This window comes from Vibrio sp. 10N.261.45.E2, assembly GCF_002875705.1.
GTDB lineage: Bacteria > Pseudomonadota > Gammaproteobacteria > Enterobacterales > Vibrionaceae > Vibrio.
The window spans coordinates 12777-29854 of the sequence record NZ_MCZZ01000150.1 but is presented as its reverse complement, the minus strand read 5'-3'; the positions used below and the strand labels follow the sequence as shown (position 1 = coordinate 29854).

Genomic DNA, 17078 nt, shown 5'->3' with positions numbered 1-17078 from the left:
TATCATTATAAGTATACTTATGATTAATGCAGCGAAAACAAAAAGATGATTAATAGATATGGCTAATTCAATTTACCGAAGCGTCCATCTGCAATCGACGGATGCTACAAACACAGTTTGGCGTGCGAAGTTAAAAAACAATGTTATTCAAGGTAGTTTAGCTGCCGTTAAGAAAAGTATTGATTGGTGGATAGATACCGCATCTATTATTGACCCTAAAGAATTCACAGCATTAAATAAGTCGAGAGGAACTGGTGGCTCAACTGAAAACTTCAACGGCTACCAAATTAAGAATGACACCGGTGAGCCTAATGCGTGGTATTGCATGTTTAACGGTCGCTTAATCAAAGGCGGTAAGATTGCAATCCAACGTCATATAGAAGCTTACTTACTCGCAAAACAAAAAGCAGAGCAACAAAAGAAGTAAATTATGAGCCTAGTATATTCAACAGAAACAGGTCGTATTAAGCCTGAAGAAGAGAAAGTCCAACGTCCAAAAGGCGATGGTATCGTTCGAATCCAAAAAGAAACCAAAGGCCGTAAAGGCAAAGGCGTTTCTGTCGTAACTGGCTTGGACCTAGATGACGCACCATTAAAATTAATGGCCGCAGAACTTAAGAAAGTTTGCGGCTGCGGTGGCTCAGTAAAAGATGGCAACATCGAAATTCAAGGCGATGCTCGTGACAAGATCAAAGCGCACCTTGAAAAGAAAGGCTACAAAGTTAAATTTGCTGGCGGTTAATCTCTAACTAATACCAGGGTTAAAATCGAAGATTATTATCACTGGTTATTAGGTATTTTATGGTAAATAACCATTATGGTTAAATACACAGTATAAATTAGAGAATATCGACACAATACAAAGGCAGGGCATCACACAAAGAGTCCTGCCTTATAAACATAAAGGTAATTTAACATAACGTACATAATGCGCAGTTGCGTGGTTAATTAAAAATGTAGTGTTCTCATCGATTATCCTCAAAACCCTTATTAGATCAGACTTTCAAGCTTCTCGCTTACATCAAGCCCCACACCTGTTCATAATGTTCATCGACATAATCGTACAAACCGATTTCGAGTTTAGGAAGTGGACAATAAGGGTTTAACAGTTCTTTTTTATCAATTCGCCAGGTGTCTTTTGATGCCCAACGTACTTGTTGACGCATGGCAACTTCACCCAGAACAACCCATGTGCTCCATGAATTGCCGCCATCGCCTTTTACGCTTAAACGATATAAACCGGATTCAAGTTGAGAAGCCAGATTATAACGCTTGCGGTATAGGTTCACTGACGCGTTGTTTACGACTTCACCTTCTTTGGTTAGCTCACTGTCCGACGAAACGATCTTATCGACCCACTTCTCGAAAGTAATGTCTTGAATGTTGTTTTCGGATTCGACATTAATCGACACACGAAAAGTATCTCGGCCAGGGCTTTGAATGACGTGTCTTTTAACAACGACTGAACTGATCCAATCTGGGAGTGTTTTTCTGGTGAGGGTTTTACCACAATCTTTATTCAATGCTTGATCGAACAGTTCATTGAGGTGATCTTCTCGTGATTGAGAAGAGTTGATTTGCCAAACTTCCACTAGTGAATCAAACATCTGAGGTAAGTCATTATCTAACAGATGTTTATGCACTTGTGTCAGAGCATCACTGCTCTTAAACCAATCCGTTGCTTGCGCAGTGTTAGCTACGCAAGAAAACAATAATAGTGGAAGTAAGGCTATTTTCATTAAGCTTTCATCTTGTAACCAACGCCACGCAGCGTTTCAATTTCTAGACCCGGTAGTTTCTGTCTTAGTTGCAGAACATGCGTGTCTACCGTACGTGTTGTTGGGAAATGGTTGTAACCCCATACATGATCAAGCAGTTCATCACGTGTAAATACACGGCCAAGGTTACTTGCCAAAAATAACAACAAGTCAAACTCGGTACGCGTTAAGGTAACTTCTTGTTCATTGAAAAACACTTCACGTGTCGCTTTATCGATCACAAGATTCTGAGCGATAACTTTTGATGCATCTTGCTCTTCAGCATCTGGTAGACGAAGTTGAGCACGGATTCGAGCAAACAACTCAGCCTCTGCGAATGGCTTAGTTAAGTAGTCGTTTGCACCTGAATCTAGGCCCGCTACTTTGTCTTTTACTGTCACGAGAGCTGTTAGCAAAATGACTGGGATATCTTTCTTTTTCTTCCAACCTGGAAGTGAATCTACTGAGTCACCATCAGGAAGTTGACGGTCTAGAATCACTAGGTCCGCTTGTTCCCAATAGCCTTCAACTTCAGAGATCAGTTCAGCATGCAAACATTCATACCCAGCTTGCTCAAGGCTAACTAAAAGGCCGTCAGCTAAATTTTTATCATCTTCAACGAGAAGCAATGTCTGTTTCACAAGGTATCTCCAAAATAAATGTTGTTGGGGGGCCGATAAGCGTCATGTGACCGCCCATTTTTCCGACCATAGATTCCACTATCGTCAGACCTAAACCGAGTCCACTCTTACTTACGAATGGCTTTCTTAGTTGCCCCCAATCTTTGCGAGACAAGTCTCCATTATCTATAACTTTGAATGTCAGCTTCTTGTCAGAAGTATTCAGTTCTAGAATTACTGGAGCCACACCGTATTTCACGGCATTCCTGATTAGGTTATCGATACACGTTCCTAACCAATATACGTTCACTTTTGCAGCTATATCTTTGTTTACGCGCAGTTCAATACCCGGCGCAAAGTCTTCTTCAACTTTATATTGAAGCCACTCTTCGACACTTGGCACCCACTCAGTCGCGAGCGGTTGATTGTCTGATTGCAAATAGTCTTTACTTGCTTCTGCCAACTGTCTTAAACGGCGTGTATCTTCACAAAGCCTACGGAACTCATCATATACCGATTCTGGTAAGTGTTCGAACTCACGTCTGAACCCTTCCACCGTCAATGATAAACTCGCAATTGGTGTTCTTAATTCGTGCGTTAGGATTTGAAGAACCAGCATGCGACTCTTCATCTCTTGTTTCTTACTGTTCCAGCGATAAATCGCCCAACCTAAGACAAGCATGATGTTGGCGATCACCAAGATAAACATGGCAACTTGGAGAAGTTCAGAATGATCTTCTATTTCCCAGCACACGTTACCACGCTGAACAAAACAGCTGTTACCTTCTGAAGACAAGCTAAACGATAACCCAGCAAGCGTAGCGTTTTCGTTCCAGACTGACTCTTTATACAGGTAATATCTATCGCCGCGCTTTACCCACATCTCATCGAGTTCAACAAACATGCTTGCACCTGCTAGCAGTGCGGTAATGGCTTCGCTATCCATTTGTTGTAAGCGAGACAGCAGTTCGTCGTGTTCGGTGTTTGGTCGCTCTTGAATATGCATAAAGCGCTTCAAAGAGTCGAACTTTTCTGGGTACTTCTCAACGTATCGTGCAGCATAAGAACCGCCGCCAGGATGAATCAAACCACTGCGGCTAAACCAACGGTCAGAAAGCTTGGTGCCTTTACACATTGCACGAGTGAAAACTAACGGTTCCGTAATCAAAGGGCTTAGCGGCAATTTACCACTACAGGTTTTTGATAACTGGTACAAGCGCTGGATATCTTTTAACGGGTACTCTGCTGTTTGTGGCAGCATAGAAGACGGCATGATCAAACGTGTTGGATAATCAGCCTGGAGCACTCGAATATCGTAAGACTCGATTGCCGTTTCATGATCAAAAAGTTTGGTGAAATTATCGATACGTTCAGGCAAAGAGTCAGCAAGTACGTTTGCAGACACAGACAACGTAGCGATAAGAAGAGTAAATGTTCTTTTGATGATCACAAACCAACGCAAATTCATATAGATCAACCAAATATATACCATTCGCTATCAAAGATAAATTTTTAACCGCATGAAAAACAGTGAGAATGACGAGCTACACCAATAAACAACGGTATACGACTGCAGTTTCAACAACCATACTCGTTGGTTGATTGACCACCCCTACCTCAATTCAAGTATGTATTCACTTAAAATTGGTCAATTTGGTCGTAAATGTGTCAAACATAAGGGCTTTCTTAAGATCAAAAAAAGGAGCTCAAATGAGCTCCTTATCGAGTTATTACAGTTCGCTTAGCAACGAGCTCTATAGATGCTCTAGAATCCCTAGACAACTCTGTTTAGCATCGCCAAACAGCATCTGTGTGTTCTCTTTAAAGAATAGTGGGTTTTGAACACCAGCGTAACCTGTGTTCATAGAACGTTTAAACACAATAACATTCTGAGCATTCCAAACTTCCAAAACTGGCATGCCAGCAATTGGGCTGTTTGGATCTTCCAATGCTGCAGGGTTCACAGTGTCATTTGCACCGATAACCAATACAGTATCTGTCTCGTCGAAGTCATCGTTGATTTCGTCCATTTCAAGAACGATATCGTAAGGTACTTTTGCTTCTGCAAGCAGTACGTTCATGTGACCCGGTAACCTACCCGCAACTGGGTGGATACCAAATCGAACATTAATACCCTGCGCTCGTAGCTTCTCAGTGATTTCATGCACTGGGTATTGAGCTTGAGCCACTGCCATGCCGTATCCTGGAGTGATGATGACTGACTTCGAATTTTTCAGCATGTCAGCCACCTCTTCAGCTGATGTTTCGCGGTGTTCACCTTGATCTTCATCGCCATCTGACACAACGACTTCTTGGCCGAATCCACCAGCAATAACGCTGATAAAAGAACGGTTCATCGCCTTACACATGATGTAAGACAGAATCGCACCTGAAGAACCAACCAACGCCCCCGTTACAATGAGCAGATCATTTGCAAGCATGAAACCTGCCGCTGCTGCTGCCCAACCAGAGTACGAGTTAAGCATAGAGACAACCACTGGCATATCTGCGCCGCCAATCGATGCCACTAGGTGGTAACCGAATGCGAATGCGATAAGTGTCATCACCATGAGTGCGAACATGCTGCCGTCCGCTTTAACGAACATAATCATTAACAATGTAGAAACAACGATAGCCGCTAGGTTCCACTTGTGCTTATGAGGGATGTTCAATGCAGACGAAGAAATAACGCCGCGAAGCTTACCAAATGCAACAATAGACCCCGTGAACGTCACCGCACCGATAAACACGCCAAGGAACACTTCCACTAGGTGGATAACGTGCTCTGCATGAATATCTGCAGGGTTGATAGAAACAGCAGCCGGTGGATCGATGTAGCTGTTGTAACCTACAAGTACCGCCGCCATACCAACAAAGCTGTGCAGAATTGCCACCAGCTCAGGCATCTCAGTCATTTCTACTTTTCTTGCGTAGTGGATACCAATACCACCACCGATCACCATAGCTATGATGATCCACACAATACCTGCAGAGTGAGGACCAAAGATCGTCGCGATCAACGCAATTGCCATACCCGTGATACCGTAATAGTTACCTGCACGCGCAGATTCCTGTTTCGATAACCCAGCCAAGCTCATAATAAAGAATACAGCAGCAACAATATAAGCTGCTTGTACTAATCCTTCAGACATCTGTTACTCCTTAGTCTTTACGGAACATTTCAAGCATACGTTTGGTCACGGTAAAGCCACCTAAAATATTGATACTTGCAATTAATACGGCAATAAATGATAAGAACGTGACGACGCCACTTCCTTGTCCTATTTGTAACAGTGCGCCTACTACAATGATCCCAGAGATCGCGTTAGTAACGGACATCAAAGGCGTATGCAGAGAATGACTTACATTCCAAACCACGTAATAACCCACCACACAAGCGAGAACAAAAACGGTAAAGTGAGATAAGAACGCTGCAGGAGCAACCGACGCAATCCAAGCAAAAGCACCAACTGCAATAGCCATACCTGCCGCTTTTTTAATTGGAGACGTAGGTTCTTCAACTTTTGGCTCAGGTTTCGCCGCTTTTGGCTTAGCCTGTTGAGGTTGCGCAGAAACTTGAATTGGTGGAGCTGGCCAAGTGACCTCGCCCTCTTTAACGACCGTTACACCACGGAGTACAACATCTTCAAAGTCGATATTGATGTTACCGTCTTTCTCTTTACAAAGAAGTTTCAGTAAATTAACTAAGTTAGTCGCGTACAGTTGAGATGACTGAGTTGGAAGACGACCAACCATATCGGTGTAACCAACAACCTTCACACCATTAGAGGTTGTGATTACTTGATCTGCAACTGTGTATTCGCAGTTACCACCGTTGGCTGCTGCAAGATCCACAATCACACTACCCGCGCTCATGCTATCAACCATTTCTTTTGTTATCAGCTTAGGCGCAGGACGCCCAGGGATCAGTGCCGTCGTAATGATGATATCAACGTCTTTAGCTTGAGCAGCGTAAAGTTCTTCTGCTTTCTTGTTGAACGCGTCAGACATCTCTTTTGCGTAGCCATCACCAGCGCTTGTATCTTCCTTGAAATCAACTTCCAAGAATTCAGCGCCCATAGACTCGACTTGCTCTTTTACTTCAGGACGAACATCGAATGAACGAACAATCGCACCTAAGCTACCCGCAGCACCGATAGCCGCAAGGCCAGCAACACCCGCACCAGCAACCAATACTTTTGCTGGTGGAACTTTACCTGCAGCCGTAATTTGACCCGTGAAGAATCGACCAAACTCATGAGCCGCTTCAACAACAGCACGATAACCCGCGATGTTTGCCATAGAACTCAATGCATCTAACGCCTGAGCTCTTGAAATTCGTGGTACAGAATCCATCGCCATCACGTTGATGTTGCGACTGGACAATTGTTCCATTAATTCTGGATTTTGAGCGGGCCAAATAAAGCTGACCAATGTTGCGCCATCTTTAAGTAGATCGATTTCATTTTTAGACTCGTCAACGATCGGAGCGTTAACTTTAAAGATAATATCGGATTTCCAAGCTTCATCTGCGGTCACAACCTTTGCTCCAGCTTGTTCATAAGCTGCATCTTCAAAACTTGCTAACGCACCTGCTTGTGATTCAACACAAACTTCAAATCCTAATTTTAGAAGCTGTTCTACCGATTTCGGCGAAGCAGCGACTCGCGTTTCACCTGCGAGCGTTTCTCTTGGTACACCAATTTGCATAGCTATTCCTTGACTATTGGCACGAATGACTTATTCGTTTGTATCTAACGACAACTAATACTTCAAGCGTTTTGTTCAAAGAACAGGAAAAGTTATTACTTATAACGATTTGGATGGAATTTGAGCGCTTCATTTAGAGAAATGACGACCACCTCGAACCAAGAGGTCAAACCACTCGAAAATAATCCTTTTAATAACAACCCACTAGCTGTTCTTTGTCCCTAAAACTAAAAAGAGCTTTCAGCATATACACTGAAAGCTCTCCAAATTATGACCAACATCAATTCTAACCCTAATTGGTTAGCTAAATATATTGTCGCCCATTTGGTCGATGAACATCTGCGATTTTTTAAGCATTAATTCATCGGCATCTTGTTTGTTTGAAACAACATCTGAACGAATAAAACGGTGAGTTTTGATTTCACCATCGAATTCTTTCTCGATTCGCCCAGCAACACGGTATTGACCAGATTCTGCAATGGCATCTTGATAGATATTGAACCCCTTGTATTCGACTGGTTCAATCTCTACTTTTTGTTCGGTTTTTTCTTTGCCACCAAATAATCTAGAAAAGAATCCCACGTTTTTTACTCCTTAAATGACCGTATTCACACTAAACTATCATGACTGTTTACGGTTCAACAACGGCTTTTCATACCATTGCAATTCTACGTCATCATCAAAATTGTGTTGACTAAATATAACGGGCACATTGTCGTCACGTTCGCGTCTTCGATCATCAATAATCATACTTTCAGCATTTTTGACGGCGATCTCACTATTGCGTTTATAGAGCACCAATTTATCTTCTGGTAATGCTGAAAGAAAATCGATATCAAAACGAATGTAGATAGGTTTTAGCTGACCTAAAGCTAAGCACGCGAGATCGGCCAACTGTTCGTTGGTATAACTAGACACATATTCCTCTGTAGCCAAAACATGGCCTACCAGAGTTTCCATATAGTTATGTACATCAACACTAATTTGCATACCACACCTCCATTTGTAGCGGTTATTCTAGTCGCTGTCGTTTCTAAAGTTACTTGAAACTATGCAGTTCTTAACAGCTTTCTATAACTTATTTGTCGCTTTTAATACCGAAAGTTGAATCTAGGGCATTATTTGATCTTACTCTGACTTTATTACAGCTCTTACGATGCTCGATGATAAGTAACCATCAAGCCCTTTTAGTTGCTGTTCCGACACATGGTCAACAGAGCATATTTTGTTAAGTATCTATAACGACTAATTAATTTCTCATATATACTGTGTAGTTCGTTCTATGGTTATTAGCAACTCAAATACATATAAAAATGATTGCATCAATAGCGACTTATGACTATGTTTTTGCTCTAATTTAGTCAAAAAGCTTGGCAATTGCTTGTTTAACCGTATCCTACGAATAGTATTAAATAATAAGATCATCAATATAGTTAGGCTCACCACATAAATGGCATCATCTTTTGTAACGTCGAGCATGTTTCGATTTTGCTTCCCTTTAGTCCTGTTAACAATTTTGCTCGTTGGTATGGACAACGTCATCCTTGTGACGGACTCAAATTTAGGGTTTGCTAGCAACCTCCCTTACATTTTAATGAGCGTTGCGGTCTTGCTATGCCACACATTCAGACAAGGCCGAATGGCGATGGTATCGGTGACTATGCTTGTCGCTTACTTTATCATCCAAGTTCGCTTACAAACGCCTCTCAATACCGGTACAACACTATTAGAGCTCTCGTTACTTGCGGCATTAGTACCTGTCACTTGCTTACTTGTATATGCATTTCCTGATAACGGCGTAAATTCTAGGTCAATGTTCCTCTACGCCCTCGTTCTTGTTCTATTCACGGTGTGGGCACAATTAATCGTTGCTCATTTCCATGCTGGCGGTTTTGAATCGTGGAGTGAAGGCCTTCTGTTTATTGTCAGAGATTTCTCCAAGCTGCCTTTTGTTTTGGTGTTGTATAGCCTTTGCTTACTTGGTCTTACTGCCATTTTAGTGTTGGTGTATAACCGCTCTATCGATGTTGTGGTTTATAGCGCTATTTTGCTTTCTTCTTCTACGTTCATCTTCTTTGACGTTCAGTACATATCCAGTACCATGTTCTCGTTGTCAGGCACGTTAATCATCGTCTATGTGATGTCTGCCAGTCATGATATGGCCTTTAATGACCAACTGACTAACATCCCAGGTCGACACGCTTTAGAAGTCGATATGAAGCACTTGGGGCGTAAGTATTCGATGGCGATGGTCGATATCGATCACTTTAAGCAATTCAATGATACCTACGGACATGATATTGGCGACGATGTGTTGAAACTGGTCGCTCGCATATTACGAGAAACGACAGGCGGCGCGAAGGCTTATCGCTATGGTGGTGAAGAGTTCACAATTATCTTTAAAGGTAAACATTCGGAACAAGTTAAAGAGCACCTACAAGCTCTGATTTCTGAGGTTCAAAACTACGACATGACGATTCGAAATAGCCATGAACGCCCCGATGATAATGAAGTGGGTATAAAAAAGCGTGGTAAGAACGGCAAACCATCGGAAGTGGTGAATGTGACGGTGAGTATTGGATTGTCCGATAGTACAACCACCAGACATCCTGAAGAAGTGTTGAAGCTTGCCGACCAAGCACTGTACAAAGCGAAAGAAACGGGTCGAAACAAATTGTGCCTTAACAGCTAGACGCTTAATCGCTATAGTGAAAAACAAGTCATTCGAAGAGAGCTTATATCTAGGTAGAAGCTAAGCCTTGGTGAAGCTTAATCTTGGTTGAAGAAGATAACCAAGCTGCCGCCTTTTAAACTACTTCCATAGTTGATCGTAAAACCTATCCCCACGTTATCGACCCACTCGTTAAACAGGTTTGGGTTGAGTAGCCAACCTACGCTGCCTTCATAGTAGGAGGTTGTACCCATCGACTTTACGGTGTCACCACCAATATCAATTCGTCTTATACTCGAATACATCGATGTGATGTTCTTATCCCAGCGTACTAGGTCATAGAATACCTTGGCTTCATTGGCGATATACCACCCTTCTGGATGACCGACATTGCCATTGTTCGCCTCGCCCCAACCGATGCCATTAAAGTAATGCCAACTGGTGCTCAATTTATACTTTCCCCAGTCATTCTTGTCTTCGTACATCAGCTTGATTTTAGGCTCGATGATGTACGCCCAAGCATCAGTATTGAGATACACACCATCCAGTTGGTCTTGAATAGGCTTTAGCAATGAAGCACGATATTCATAGTCATTTCGGTAGTAAGAGATATGGTTACCAATAGCAGAACTGAAACTCCAATATTCATCTAACTGGGAGACATTCGCGAATTCCACGTAACCAGAAACCACCGACTCTTTTTGAAAATCGCTTCTATTTGCTGCTGCGTACTCAACATCGTTCTCGATCCGCAATGCAGACAAGCGTAGCGTCACCTCTTGATGGTTATCTTCAATATAGCTTGGCAATTCAAATGTGTAAGGCAAGCTGAGAGAGGTGATATTTTGTCGGCGGCTCACCGAGTCATTCGAACCGATGTCGTCATTGTCCAAACGAAAGACTTTATTCGGATCAAAATTATTGATACCAAAAGTGAAAACATCTGTGTCGTTGAGTAATACACTAGCAGCAAAGCTCTGTTCTAGATCCTTTCGAAAAAGATCAGATAGCGCATTAGCATTAACAGTGGTCGGCAAAACGGTAAAAAATAGAGGAACCGCAAGCATCCAAGATGTGTTAGCCATAGAAAATGACTTCGAATGTGGCATTTCTTTTATCACTTAAAGCACTTCCTAGCTCAAACGCTAATAGAAGTATAAATTCAAATATCTAAAAGAGCTCGCCAACTAACGAGCAAGCTCCAAAATGTTGCGTTGTACAAAGGTATTTCTACCACTTTGTTTCGCTTGATAAAGCGCTTGATCGACCTTTTCATAGATAGAAGCGATCGATTCACCACCTTCTGGCACAAATGACAATACGCCTTGTGACGCTGTCACTCTATCCGATACCGTTGAGTGGTCATGAGCATAATTCATCTCATGCAATGCCTCTTTAACTCGAGTCGCGTGTACCTTCGCGGCTTCACTGTCTGTATCGCTAAGAATTAAAATAAACTCTTCCCCACCATAACGGCCGACAAATTCACCCGCTCGAACAAACAGTTGTTTCAAGGTATTGGCAAGTCCTTGCAAGCACTTATCCCCTTGAATATGACCATAATTATCGTTGTAAGGCTTAAAGAAGTCTACATCTAGAAGTATGACGGTCATGGATATATTACGCCTTCCGTGCCACGCTATGCTCTCTTCAAGCTTAGTATCCATATATCGACGGTTATACAATTTGGTTAGGCCATCTTCGTTGGCTTGTTGTTGCAGAAGGATATTCAGTTCTTCGAGTTTGGCTGTACTCTGTTTTAACTCTCGTCTCATGTGCGCGATACGTTGCATCGCAATCAGCTTAGAATTTAAAACAACTTTGTTTACCGGTTTGATCAGGTAATCATCACCACCAGCATCAATCGCTTTCGCGATCATCTCAGGTTCTTCATGGCCGCTCAGGAAGATGATGGGAACCCATTCAGGGAATCGACCTCGAACCTCATTAGCCACTTCAAATCCATCCATATCTGGCATGCTGATATCAAGTAACACGAGCTCAGGGTCAAAATCAGAATAAACACTCAGGGCTTCTTTTCCGCTACCTACAGCTTCTACAATATGACCGAGTTGCTTGAGTCGAATAGCAAGTTGCATCCTGTCCAGTTGAACGTCATCAACCAGCAATATGCGCATCGAAGATCCCTTTTCTATCATCACATCACCTTTATCTAGTGTTGAATATTCAAAGTAGCTCAAATTTGGGCTTAAATCATGCCCTAATCTCTATATTATATTGACTTTTTTACAGATCTTTTTAGCATTGTTTCTTTTTAAAGAGAAATACTATGTCAGACGCTACAAACAACGAACAACAAGAAATCGATTTAACCACTATCTCACCAGAACTTCGTCAAGTTATCGAATTTGATGGCGTGCCAAAAGAGATGCACTTTATGGTTACTTCTATTCACGAAGTGTCTGAAGAAGCAGTACGTGAAGCTTGGGATAGCCTGCCAGCAAGCGCGCAAAATGTTTTAGACAACTTCGAGCAGTTCCACGCTCTAATCTCAGTTAGCCAAGCTTTCGCTGGTGTTAACGTGATGGAAGAGTTCCCTACTCTTAAACTTCCAGAAGACATGACTGACGAAGAAAAAGAAGAGTACCGTGCTCAACTGCTAGACCAAGTTCTACACAACTGTGTAAAAGACATGGTTAAACAAATCAAGAAAGCTCGTCGTGATGCTATCTTGAAGCGTGATTTCAAAGAAGTTTTTACTAAGTAAACCGCTCGTCGCCTAAACCTAGGCTGAGCGCTAACAGTAACACTTTAAATTAAGCCGCATGTTGCTTTAAACACGCGGCTTTTTTATATCCGCTACTTATAGTCGGTCGTCACATCTGTTTATTCTTTTTACTACCGTTCACATGATTCGACAAATAATATGCCTTAGCACTCATACAGTGTGGCGTAAAACTGGCAGTGATACCGTATAAAAATGACGCGTGTATCCATTCATGGAATCAAGATCGTATTTTACCTGTTCTACGCTGAAACCAAAATCGAACTAAACTATTGACCTCAAAGCTTAGCTGCTAAATCTTAATACCTTACCGCTTAAATTTACGGCCTTGATTAATGAACTTAGTGCGTTACTGCGATATCTCTTTGAGCGACACTCACGCCTTTAATCTGAGCGTAAACACGTTGCCCGATTTCTAGGTTCAATTCATCCAACGCCCACAATGTAATGGTTGCCCACAAGTGACATCCAGGCTCTAACTCTAGTTCGAGAGCGACACTCTGCTTATTTGTGCCTTGTTGGTGCGTCTCTACACTTTTAATGGTGACAGGCAGAATATTACGTATTGAAGTCCCTTTCGGCTGTTGTAGCGTGATAGAGACATCATTTGCCCTAACTTGCAGCCTCACTGTAGTACCAAGCTCACTCGACACCTTCTGAACCCATAACGACGTCGACTTGCCTAACATTAGGCGAGACAGCGCATAATCATCATTATGTTCCGCTAAAGTCGCTTCAAACAACGAACTTTGCTCAGAGAAAGATTGCCAAGGTTGCATGGCTCTTGATGCCCACACCTCTTCCGTCACGCCCGACGAAATAACTTTACCTTGGTCAATGATCACAAGGTGATTTGCCAAACGCAAAATTTCGTTGAGGCTATGAGTGACATAAATGATCGGTATTTGGACGGTTTCAGATAAATTTTCTAGAAACGGCATCACTTCACGCTTACGAGGCAAGTCGAGTGACGCCAGTGGCTCATCCATCAACAAAATGCTTGGCTTGGACAACAATGCGCGGCCAATCGCCACACGTTGCTTCTCACCGCCCGACAGACGAGCCGGGTAGCGATCAAGCAATGATCCCAAAGACAACAACGAAATTATTTGCTCGAAGTGGGCTTTATCAACACTTTTCATTCCATATTTAAGGTTCGCTGCCACCTTCATGTGTGGGAACAATCGCGACTCTTGGAAGACATAGCCGACGTTACGTTTGTGAGTCGGCAAGTTAATGCCATTTTCACTATCAAACAGAGTCGTGCCAGAGACGCTGATCAAACCTTTATCTGGCTGTTTAAGACCACTGATCGCATTGATAAGTGAGGTTTTACCCGCACCAGAACGACCGAAAATTGCCGTAATGCCGCTACTTGGCAATTCCAAGTCGATATCAAAAAACGTATCACCGAGCTGTTGCTGATATTGGAGGATTAAAGGACTCATGCATTCCCTCCCAAGCGTTGTGCGGACTTTCTGTTCAACCACTCAGATAACATCAATGAACCCAGCGCGATCACGATAGAAATAGCACACAAACGCGCGGCTTCCATTTCCGCACCAGGGGTTTCAATAAAGGTATACATGGCCAAAGGAATGGTTTGAGTTTCACCGGGGATATTTGAAACGAAGCTAATGGTCGCGCCGAACTCACCAAGGCTTCTTGCAAAAGAAAGCATTGTGCCGGTAATGATCCCGGGGATCATCAAGGGTAAAGTGATCGTAAAAAACACGCGAAGAGGTGACGCACCCAATGTGGCCGCGGCCTCTTCAAGCTTACTGTCTACAGTTTCTAGGCTCAATCGGATAGAGCGAACCATCAATGGCAGTGCCACAACCACGCAAGCGAGTGCTGCGCCCTTCCAGCTAAAGCTGAATACAATACCAAACACGTCATTGAGCCACGAGCCTATAATGCCTTGTCTGCCCATCATCACTAACAGTAAATAACCAATAACCACAGGTGGAAGTACCAAAGGTAAATGGACAATGCTCTCTACAATGCTTTTGCCAACAAATTGTTTCTTAGCAAGCAGCCAAGCTAAGCAAATGCCGATAGGTATAAGCCACAAGATGGCAAAACCCGCGACTTTCAAGCTCAGCATTAATGCCTGGTATTCGTATTCCGATAAATACATCATTTAACGCACTTCAAATCCAAAACTGTTCAAGGTGTCTTTCGCTTTTTCGCTCTTTAGGAAAGTATAGAACTCTTCTGCGGCGACTTTATCACTCAACTTCGCTACAGGGTAACGTATTGGTGTGTGCAAATCTGATGGGAACGTCGATACTAGGTTCACCTCTTTAGAAAGCAATGCGTCCGTTTTGTAAACAATACCTAGCTTAGCCTCACTACGCTCAACTAAGGCTAATGCCATACGAACATTGTTACTTGGTGCTAATCGAGTTTTCACATCGTCCCATACACCTAAGGTTTCTAACGCCTCCTTCGCATAGATACCAGCAGGAACCGACATGGTATTACCCACCGCAAGCCTCTCATTAGTAAGCAGTTTAGCCCACTGTTCACCTTTTGATAGGTCTAATGTAATCGATGTCTCTTTAGGGGAAATCAACACCAGTTCGTTTTCACATAAGTTTGTGACATTGTCACTAGAAACCAATTTACGATCGACTAAATGCGTCATCCACTTTTCATTTGCCGAAATAAAAATATCTGCCGGTGCTCCTCTTTCGATTTGTCGCACCAAAGAAGAGGTACTCGCATACACAGGAATCACATCGACCGAATGATCTTTCTCAAACTCTTCAACTAACAAGTTAACAGCATTGGTCATTGACGATGCAGCGTAAACTCGTAGCTTTTCGGCAGCCAAAAGATGAGTAGAAGTCAGTGCCGAAGTTAAGGCCATAGTTAAAAGGAAGACTCGCTTTTTCATTATTATCACTTATCTATTGTTCGTTTCAGTTCTTGGCCGATTTTTTCATTTCAGGCCTAAACCTTTAGTTCAGGCCAAAGCAGGTCAAGATTTAAGTACTCTTCGATGGCATCAGCGATTCGGTTAATACCCAACTCTTTAAGCTGTTCATGGTCAATCGCTGTCACATCGTTGGCTCCTGCCCACTCGCAAATAAGCGACAAAGCATCACTGTTGTCGAATACGCCATGCAGGTAAGTACCAAAAATTGAGTTCTCTTGATTCACAGCACCATCAAGGCCGCCAGATTCTAACTGAACCGGTAAGGCTGTTTCTTTGACATCAGTCCTACCTACGTGGATTTCATAGCCTTTTACTTGTGCTGTTTTACCATCAAGCGTCATGGTGCCACGTACGTTAGTTAAGGTTTTCTGCTGCGTTAAGGTCGTTTCAGTGTCTAGGTACCCTAACCCAACACTGCTTCCGGGCGCACCTTCAACACCATCAGGATCGTGGATAATGTTTCCTAACATTTGGTAACCGCCGCAGATCCCCATCACCTTGCCGCCTAAGCGCAGGTGACGTTGAATATCTTTATCCCAGCCTTGTTGTTTTAGGTAATCCAAATCTGCCCTTACCGATTTTGTTCCCGGCAAGATAATCAAATCGGCATTGTTTACACGTTCACCTTTACCGACATAACGTAAATCAATTGAAGGGTTCAGTCTTAACGCGTCAAAGTCTGTATGGTTGCTGATTCGGGTAAGTACTGGCACCACAACCTTAAGCTTGGCGTCTCCGTCAGACTCTTGGACAGAGGTGATCGCATCTTCCGCTTCTAAGTTAAAACCATGCAAATATGGCAACACACCAATTACTGGCTTGCCGGTTTTCTCTTCTAACCAATCTAAACCAGATTGAAGCAGCGCGATATCGCCTCGAAAACGGTTTATCACAAAGCCTTTTACGCGAGCTTGTTCAGATTCAGACAATAAAGCCAATGTGCCGTAGAGGTGCGCAAATACACCACCACGGTCAATATCAGCAACGATGATCACTGGGATGTCCGCTTTCTCAGCAAACCCCATGTTGGCAATATCATTTTCGCGAAGGTTGATTTCTGCTGGGCTGCCGGCACCTTCAATCATCACGCTTTCGTACTCTTCAGAAAGTCGGTCAAACGAATCGATAACCGTATCCATCGCAACTTTCTTGTAATCGTGATAACCCGTCGCTTCCATATTACTCAGCGCTCGGCCTTGCAGAATCACTTGCGCGCCAGTATCCGAGTTAGGCTTTAGTAATACAGGGTTCATGTGAACGGTTGGCTCAATATTACAAGCTTGTGCCTGAACCGCTTGAGCACGTCCAATTTCACCACCATCTTTCGTCACAGCACTGTTTAACGCCATGTTTTGTGGCTTAAAGGGTGCCACTTTGATTCCTTTCCTTGCCAAAACACGGCATAAACCTGCCACCAAAACACTTTTTCCGGCATCTGACGTTGTCCCTTGAACCATAAGGGCACTTAATGGTGTTCGCATTTGTACTTAAATCCTTGGTTTATAGCTATAGCAATCTTTAACTTCCACCATCTTAACGTCATTGCCGAGTAGATGCTCAATAAAATGAATGGAAAATGAATGCCTTACTCACTCTGGATTCAACCCCAGTGTTGTTTAATAGCTACATC

The 17078-nt window shown here is 42.9% G+C and carries 16 protein-coding genes and 1 pseudogene; 4 read left to right on the top strand and 13 right to left on the bottom strand.

The features are described from left to right. The first annotated feature begins 58 nt into the window (after positions 1–58). Positions 59–427 carry a DUF3319 domain-containing protein gene (locus tag BCT34_RS20005; protein WP_076657204.1) on the top strand — a complete coding sequence of 123 codons (369 nt, stop codon included), beginning with the start codon at positions 59–61 and terminating at the stop codon, positions 425–427. A gap of 3 nt (positions 428–430) precedes the next feature. Beyond that, positions 431–742, top strand: coding sequence for a stress response translation initiation inhibitor YciH (gene yciH / locus BCT34_RS20000; protein WP_008221404.1), 312 nt, complete (start codon positions 431–433; stop codon positions 740–742). Positions 743–1025: 283 nt separating this feature from the next. On the opposite strand, the pseudogene BCT34_RS19995 reads toward yciH, so the two are convergent. The 7 genes and pseudogenes from BCT34_RS19995 to BCT34_RS19965 all read right to left on the bottom strand — a co-directional run. Beyond that, positions 1026–1739, bottom strand: a pseudogene (locus tag BCT34_RS19995) (DUF2861 family protein); the annotation flags it as partial. After that, a complete protein-coding gene (gene vxrB, locus BCT34_RS19990) occupies positions 1739–2398 on the bottom strand; it encodes a response regulator transcription factor VxrB (protein WP_017632827.1) in 660 nt (219 codons plus the stop codon). The pseudogene BCT34_RS19995 and the gene vxrB, both read right to left, overlap by 1 nt. Next, positions 2373–3845 carry a sensor histidine kinase VxrA gene (vxrA, locus tag BCT34_RS19985; RefSeq protein WP_076653128.1) on the bottom strand — a complete coding sequence of 491 codons (1473 nt, stop codon included), beginning with the start codon at positions 3843–3845 and terminating at the stop codon, positions 2373–2375. The genes vxrB and vxrA overlap by 26 nt, the downstream gene beginning before the upstream one ends. Before the next feature lie 286 nt (positions 3846–4131). Next, positions 4132–5529 carry a Re/Si-specific NAD(P)(+) transhydrogenase subunit beta gene (gene pntB, locus BCT34_RS19980; RefSeq protein ID WP_076653115.1) on the bottom strand — a complete coding sequence of 466 codons (1398 nt, stop codon included), beginning with the start codon at positions 5527–5529 and terminating at the stop codon, positions 4132–4134. 10 nt (positions 5530–5539) lie between these two features. Further along, complete coding sequence (pntA, locus tag BCT34_RS19975; RefSeq protein WP_076653117.1) at positions 5540–7087, bottom strand: Re/Si-specific NAD(P)(+) transhydrogenase subunit alpha; 1548 nt, start codon at positions 7085–7087, stop codon at positions 5540–5542. A gap of 300 nt (positions 7088–7387) precedes the next feature. After that, positions 7388–7669 (bottom strand): HlyU family transcriptional regulator, encoded by a 282-nt coding sequence (locus BCT34_RS19970; protein WP_004731023.1) that lies wholly within the window; start codon positions 7667–7669, stop codon positions 7388–7390. 39 nt (positions 7670–7708) lie between these two features. Beyond that, positions 7709–8077, bottom strand: a complete 369-nt coding sequence (locus BCT34_RS19965; protein ID WP_017060104.1) for a late competence development ComFB family protein — start codon at positions 8075–8077, stop codon at positions 7709–7711. Between the two features lie 460 nt (positions 8078–8537). Between BCT34_RS19965 and BCT34_RS19960 the strand changes: the two genes are divergently transcribed. Next, positions 8538–9779: a GGDEF domain-containing protein gene (locus BCT34_RS19960; RefSeq protein WP_076653120.1), complete on the top strand. Its 1242-nt coding sequence runs from the start codon at positions 8538–8540 to the stop codon at positions 9777–9779. A gap of 77 nt (positions 9780–9856) precedes the next feature. On the opposite strand, the gene BCT34_RS19955 is transcribed toward BCT34_RS19960, so the two are convergent. Next, a complete protein-coding gene (locus BCT34_RS19955; protein ID WP_076653123.1) occupies positions 9857–10867 on the bottom strand; it encodes a Solitary outer membrane autotransporter beta-barrel domain in 1011 nt (336 codons plus the stop codon). A gap of 78 nt (positions 10868–10945) precedes the next feature. After that, positions 10946–11896 (bottom strand): diguanylate cyclase, encoded by a 951-nt coding sequence (locus BCT34_RS19950; protein ID WP_076653125.1) that lies wholly within the window; start codon positions 11894–11896, stop codon positions 10946–10948. Between the two features lie 152 nt (positions 11897–12048). Between BCT34_RS19950 and BCT34_RS19945 the strand changes: the two genes are divergently transcribed. Continuing rightward, positions 12049–12486, top strand: coding sequence for a DUF3069 domain-containing protein (locus BCT34_RS19945; RefSeq protein ID WP_017069091.1), 438 nt, complete (start codon positions 12049–12051; stop codon positions 12484–12486). A 359-nt stretch (positions 12487–12845) separates the two neighbouring features. Here the strand turns inward: BCT34_RS19945 and modC are convergent, their stop codons facing one another. From modC to BCT34_RS19925, 4 genes are read right to left on the bottom strand one after another with little or no spacing between them, the layout of a single operon-like run. Next, entirely contained in the window at positions 12846–13952 is a 1107-nt protein-coding gene (gene modC, locus BCT34_RS19940; RefSeq protein ID WP_102300663.1) for a molybdenum ABC transporter ATP-binding protein ModC, read from the bottom strand. Beyond that, positions 13949–14647 (bottom strand): molybdate ABC transporter permease subunit, encoded by a 699-nt coding sequence (gene modB / locus BCT34_RS19935; protein ID WP_076651371.1) that lies wholly within the window; start codon positions 14645–14647, stop codon positions 13949–13951. Before modB ends, modC begins: the two co-directional genes overlap by 4 nt. Continuing rightward, a complete protein-coding gene (modA, locus tag BCT34_RS19930; protein ID WP_076651372.1) occupies positions 14648–15406 on the bottom strand; it encodes a molybdate ABC transporter substrate-binding protein in 759 nt (252 codons plus the stop codon). A 56-nt stretch (positions 15407–15462) separates the two neighbouring features. Then, a complete protein-coding gene (locus BCT34_RS19925) occupies positions 15463–16929 on the bottom strand; it encodes a cobyric acid synthase (RefSeq protein WP_076651373.1) in 1467 nt (488 codons plus the stop codon). Positions 16930–17078: the final 149 nt, after the last annotated feature.

What these genes read in the sequence shown, in the direction of transcription:
- BCT34_RS20005 (WP_076657204.1), top strand. Translation starts at nt 59, where the DNA reads ATGGCTAATTCAATTTACCGAAGCGTCCATCTGCAATCGACGGATGCT.
- yciH (WP_008221404.1), top strand. Translation starts at nt 431, where the DNA reads ATGAGCCTAGTATATTCAACAGAAACAGGTCGTATTAAGCCTGAAGAA.
- vxrA (WP_076653128.1), bottom strand. Translation starts at nt 3,845, where the DNA reads ATGAATTTGCGTTGGTTTGTGATCATCAAAAGAACATTTACTCTTCTT.
- pntB (WP_076653115.1), bottom strand. Translation starts at nt 5,529, where the DNA reads ATGTCTGAAGGATTAGTACAAGCAGCTTATATTGTTGCTGCTGTATTC.
- pntA (WP_076653117.1), bottom strand. Translation starts at nt 7,087, where the DNA reads ATGCAAATTGGTGTACCAAGAGAAACGCTCGCAGGTGAAACGCGAGTC.
- BCT34_RS19965 (WP_017060104.1), bottom strand. Translation starts at nt 8,077, where the DNA reads ATGCAAATTAGTGTTGATGTACATAACTATATGGAAACTCTGGTAGGC.
- BCT34_RS19960 (WP_076653120.1), top strand. Translation starts at nt 8,538, where the DNA reads ATGGCATCATCTTTTGTAACGTCGAGCATGTTTCGATTTTGCTTCCCT.
- BCT34_RS19955 (WP_076653123.1), bottom strand. Translation starts at nt 10,867, where the DNA reads ATGCCACATTCGAAGTCATTTTCTATGGCTAACACATCTTGGATGCTT.
- BCT34_RS19950 (WP_076653125.1), bottom strand. Translation starts at nt 11,896, where the DNA reads ATGCGCATATTGCTGGTTGATGACGTTCAACTGGACAGGATGCAACTT.
- BCT34_RS19945 (WP_017069091.1), top strand. Translation starts at nt 12,049, where the DNA reads ATGTCAGACGCTACAAACAACGAACAACAAGAAATCGATTTAACCACT.
- modC (WP_102300663.1), bottom strand. Translation starts at nt 13,952, where the DNA reads ATGAGTCCTTTAATCCTCCAATATCAGCAACAGCTCGGTGATACGTTT.
- modB (WP_076651371.1), bottom strand. Translation starts at nt 14,647, where the DNA reads ATGATGTATTTATCGGAATACGAATACCAGGCATTAATGCTGAGCTTG.
- modA (WP_076651372.1), bottom strand. Translation starts at nt 15,406, where the DNA reads ATGAAAAAGCGAGTCTTCCTTTTAACTATGGCCTTAACTTCGGCACTG.
- BCT34_RS19925 (WP_076651373.1), bottom strand. Translation starts at nt 16,929, where the DNA reads ATGCGAACACCATTAAGTGCCCTTATGGTTCAAGGGACAACGTCAGAT.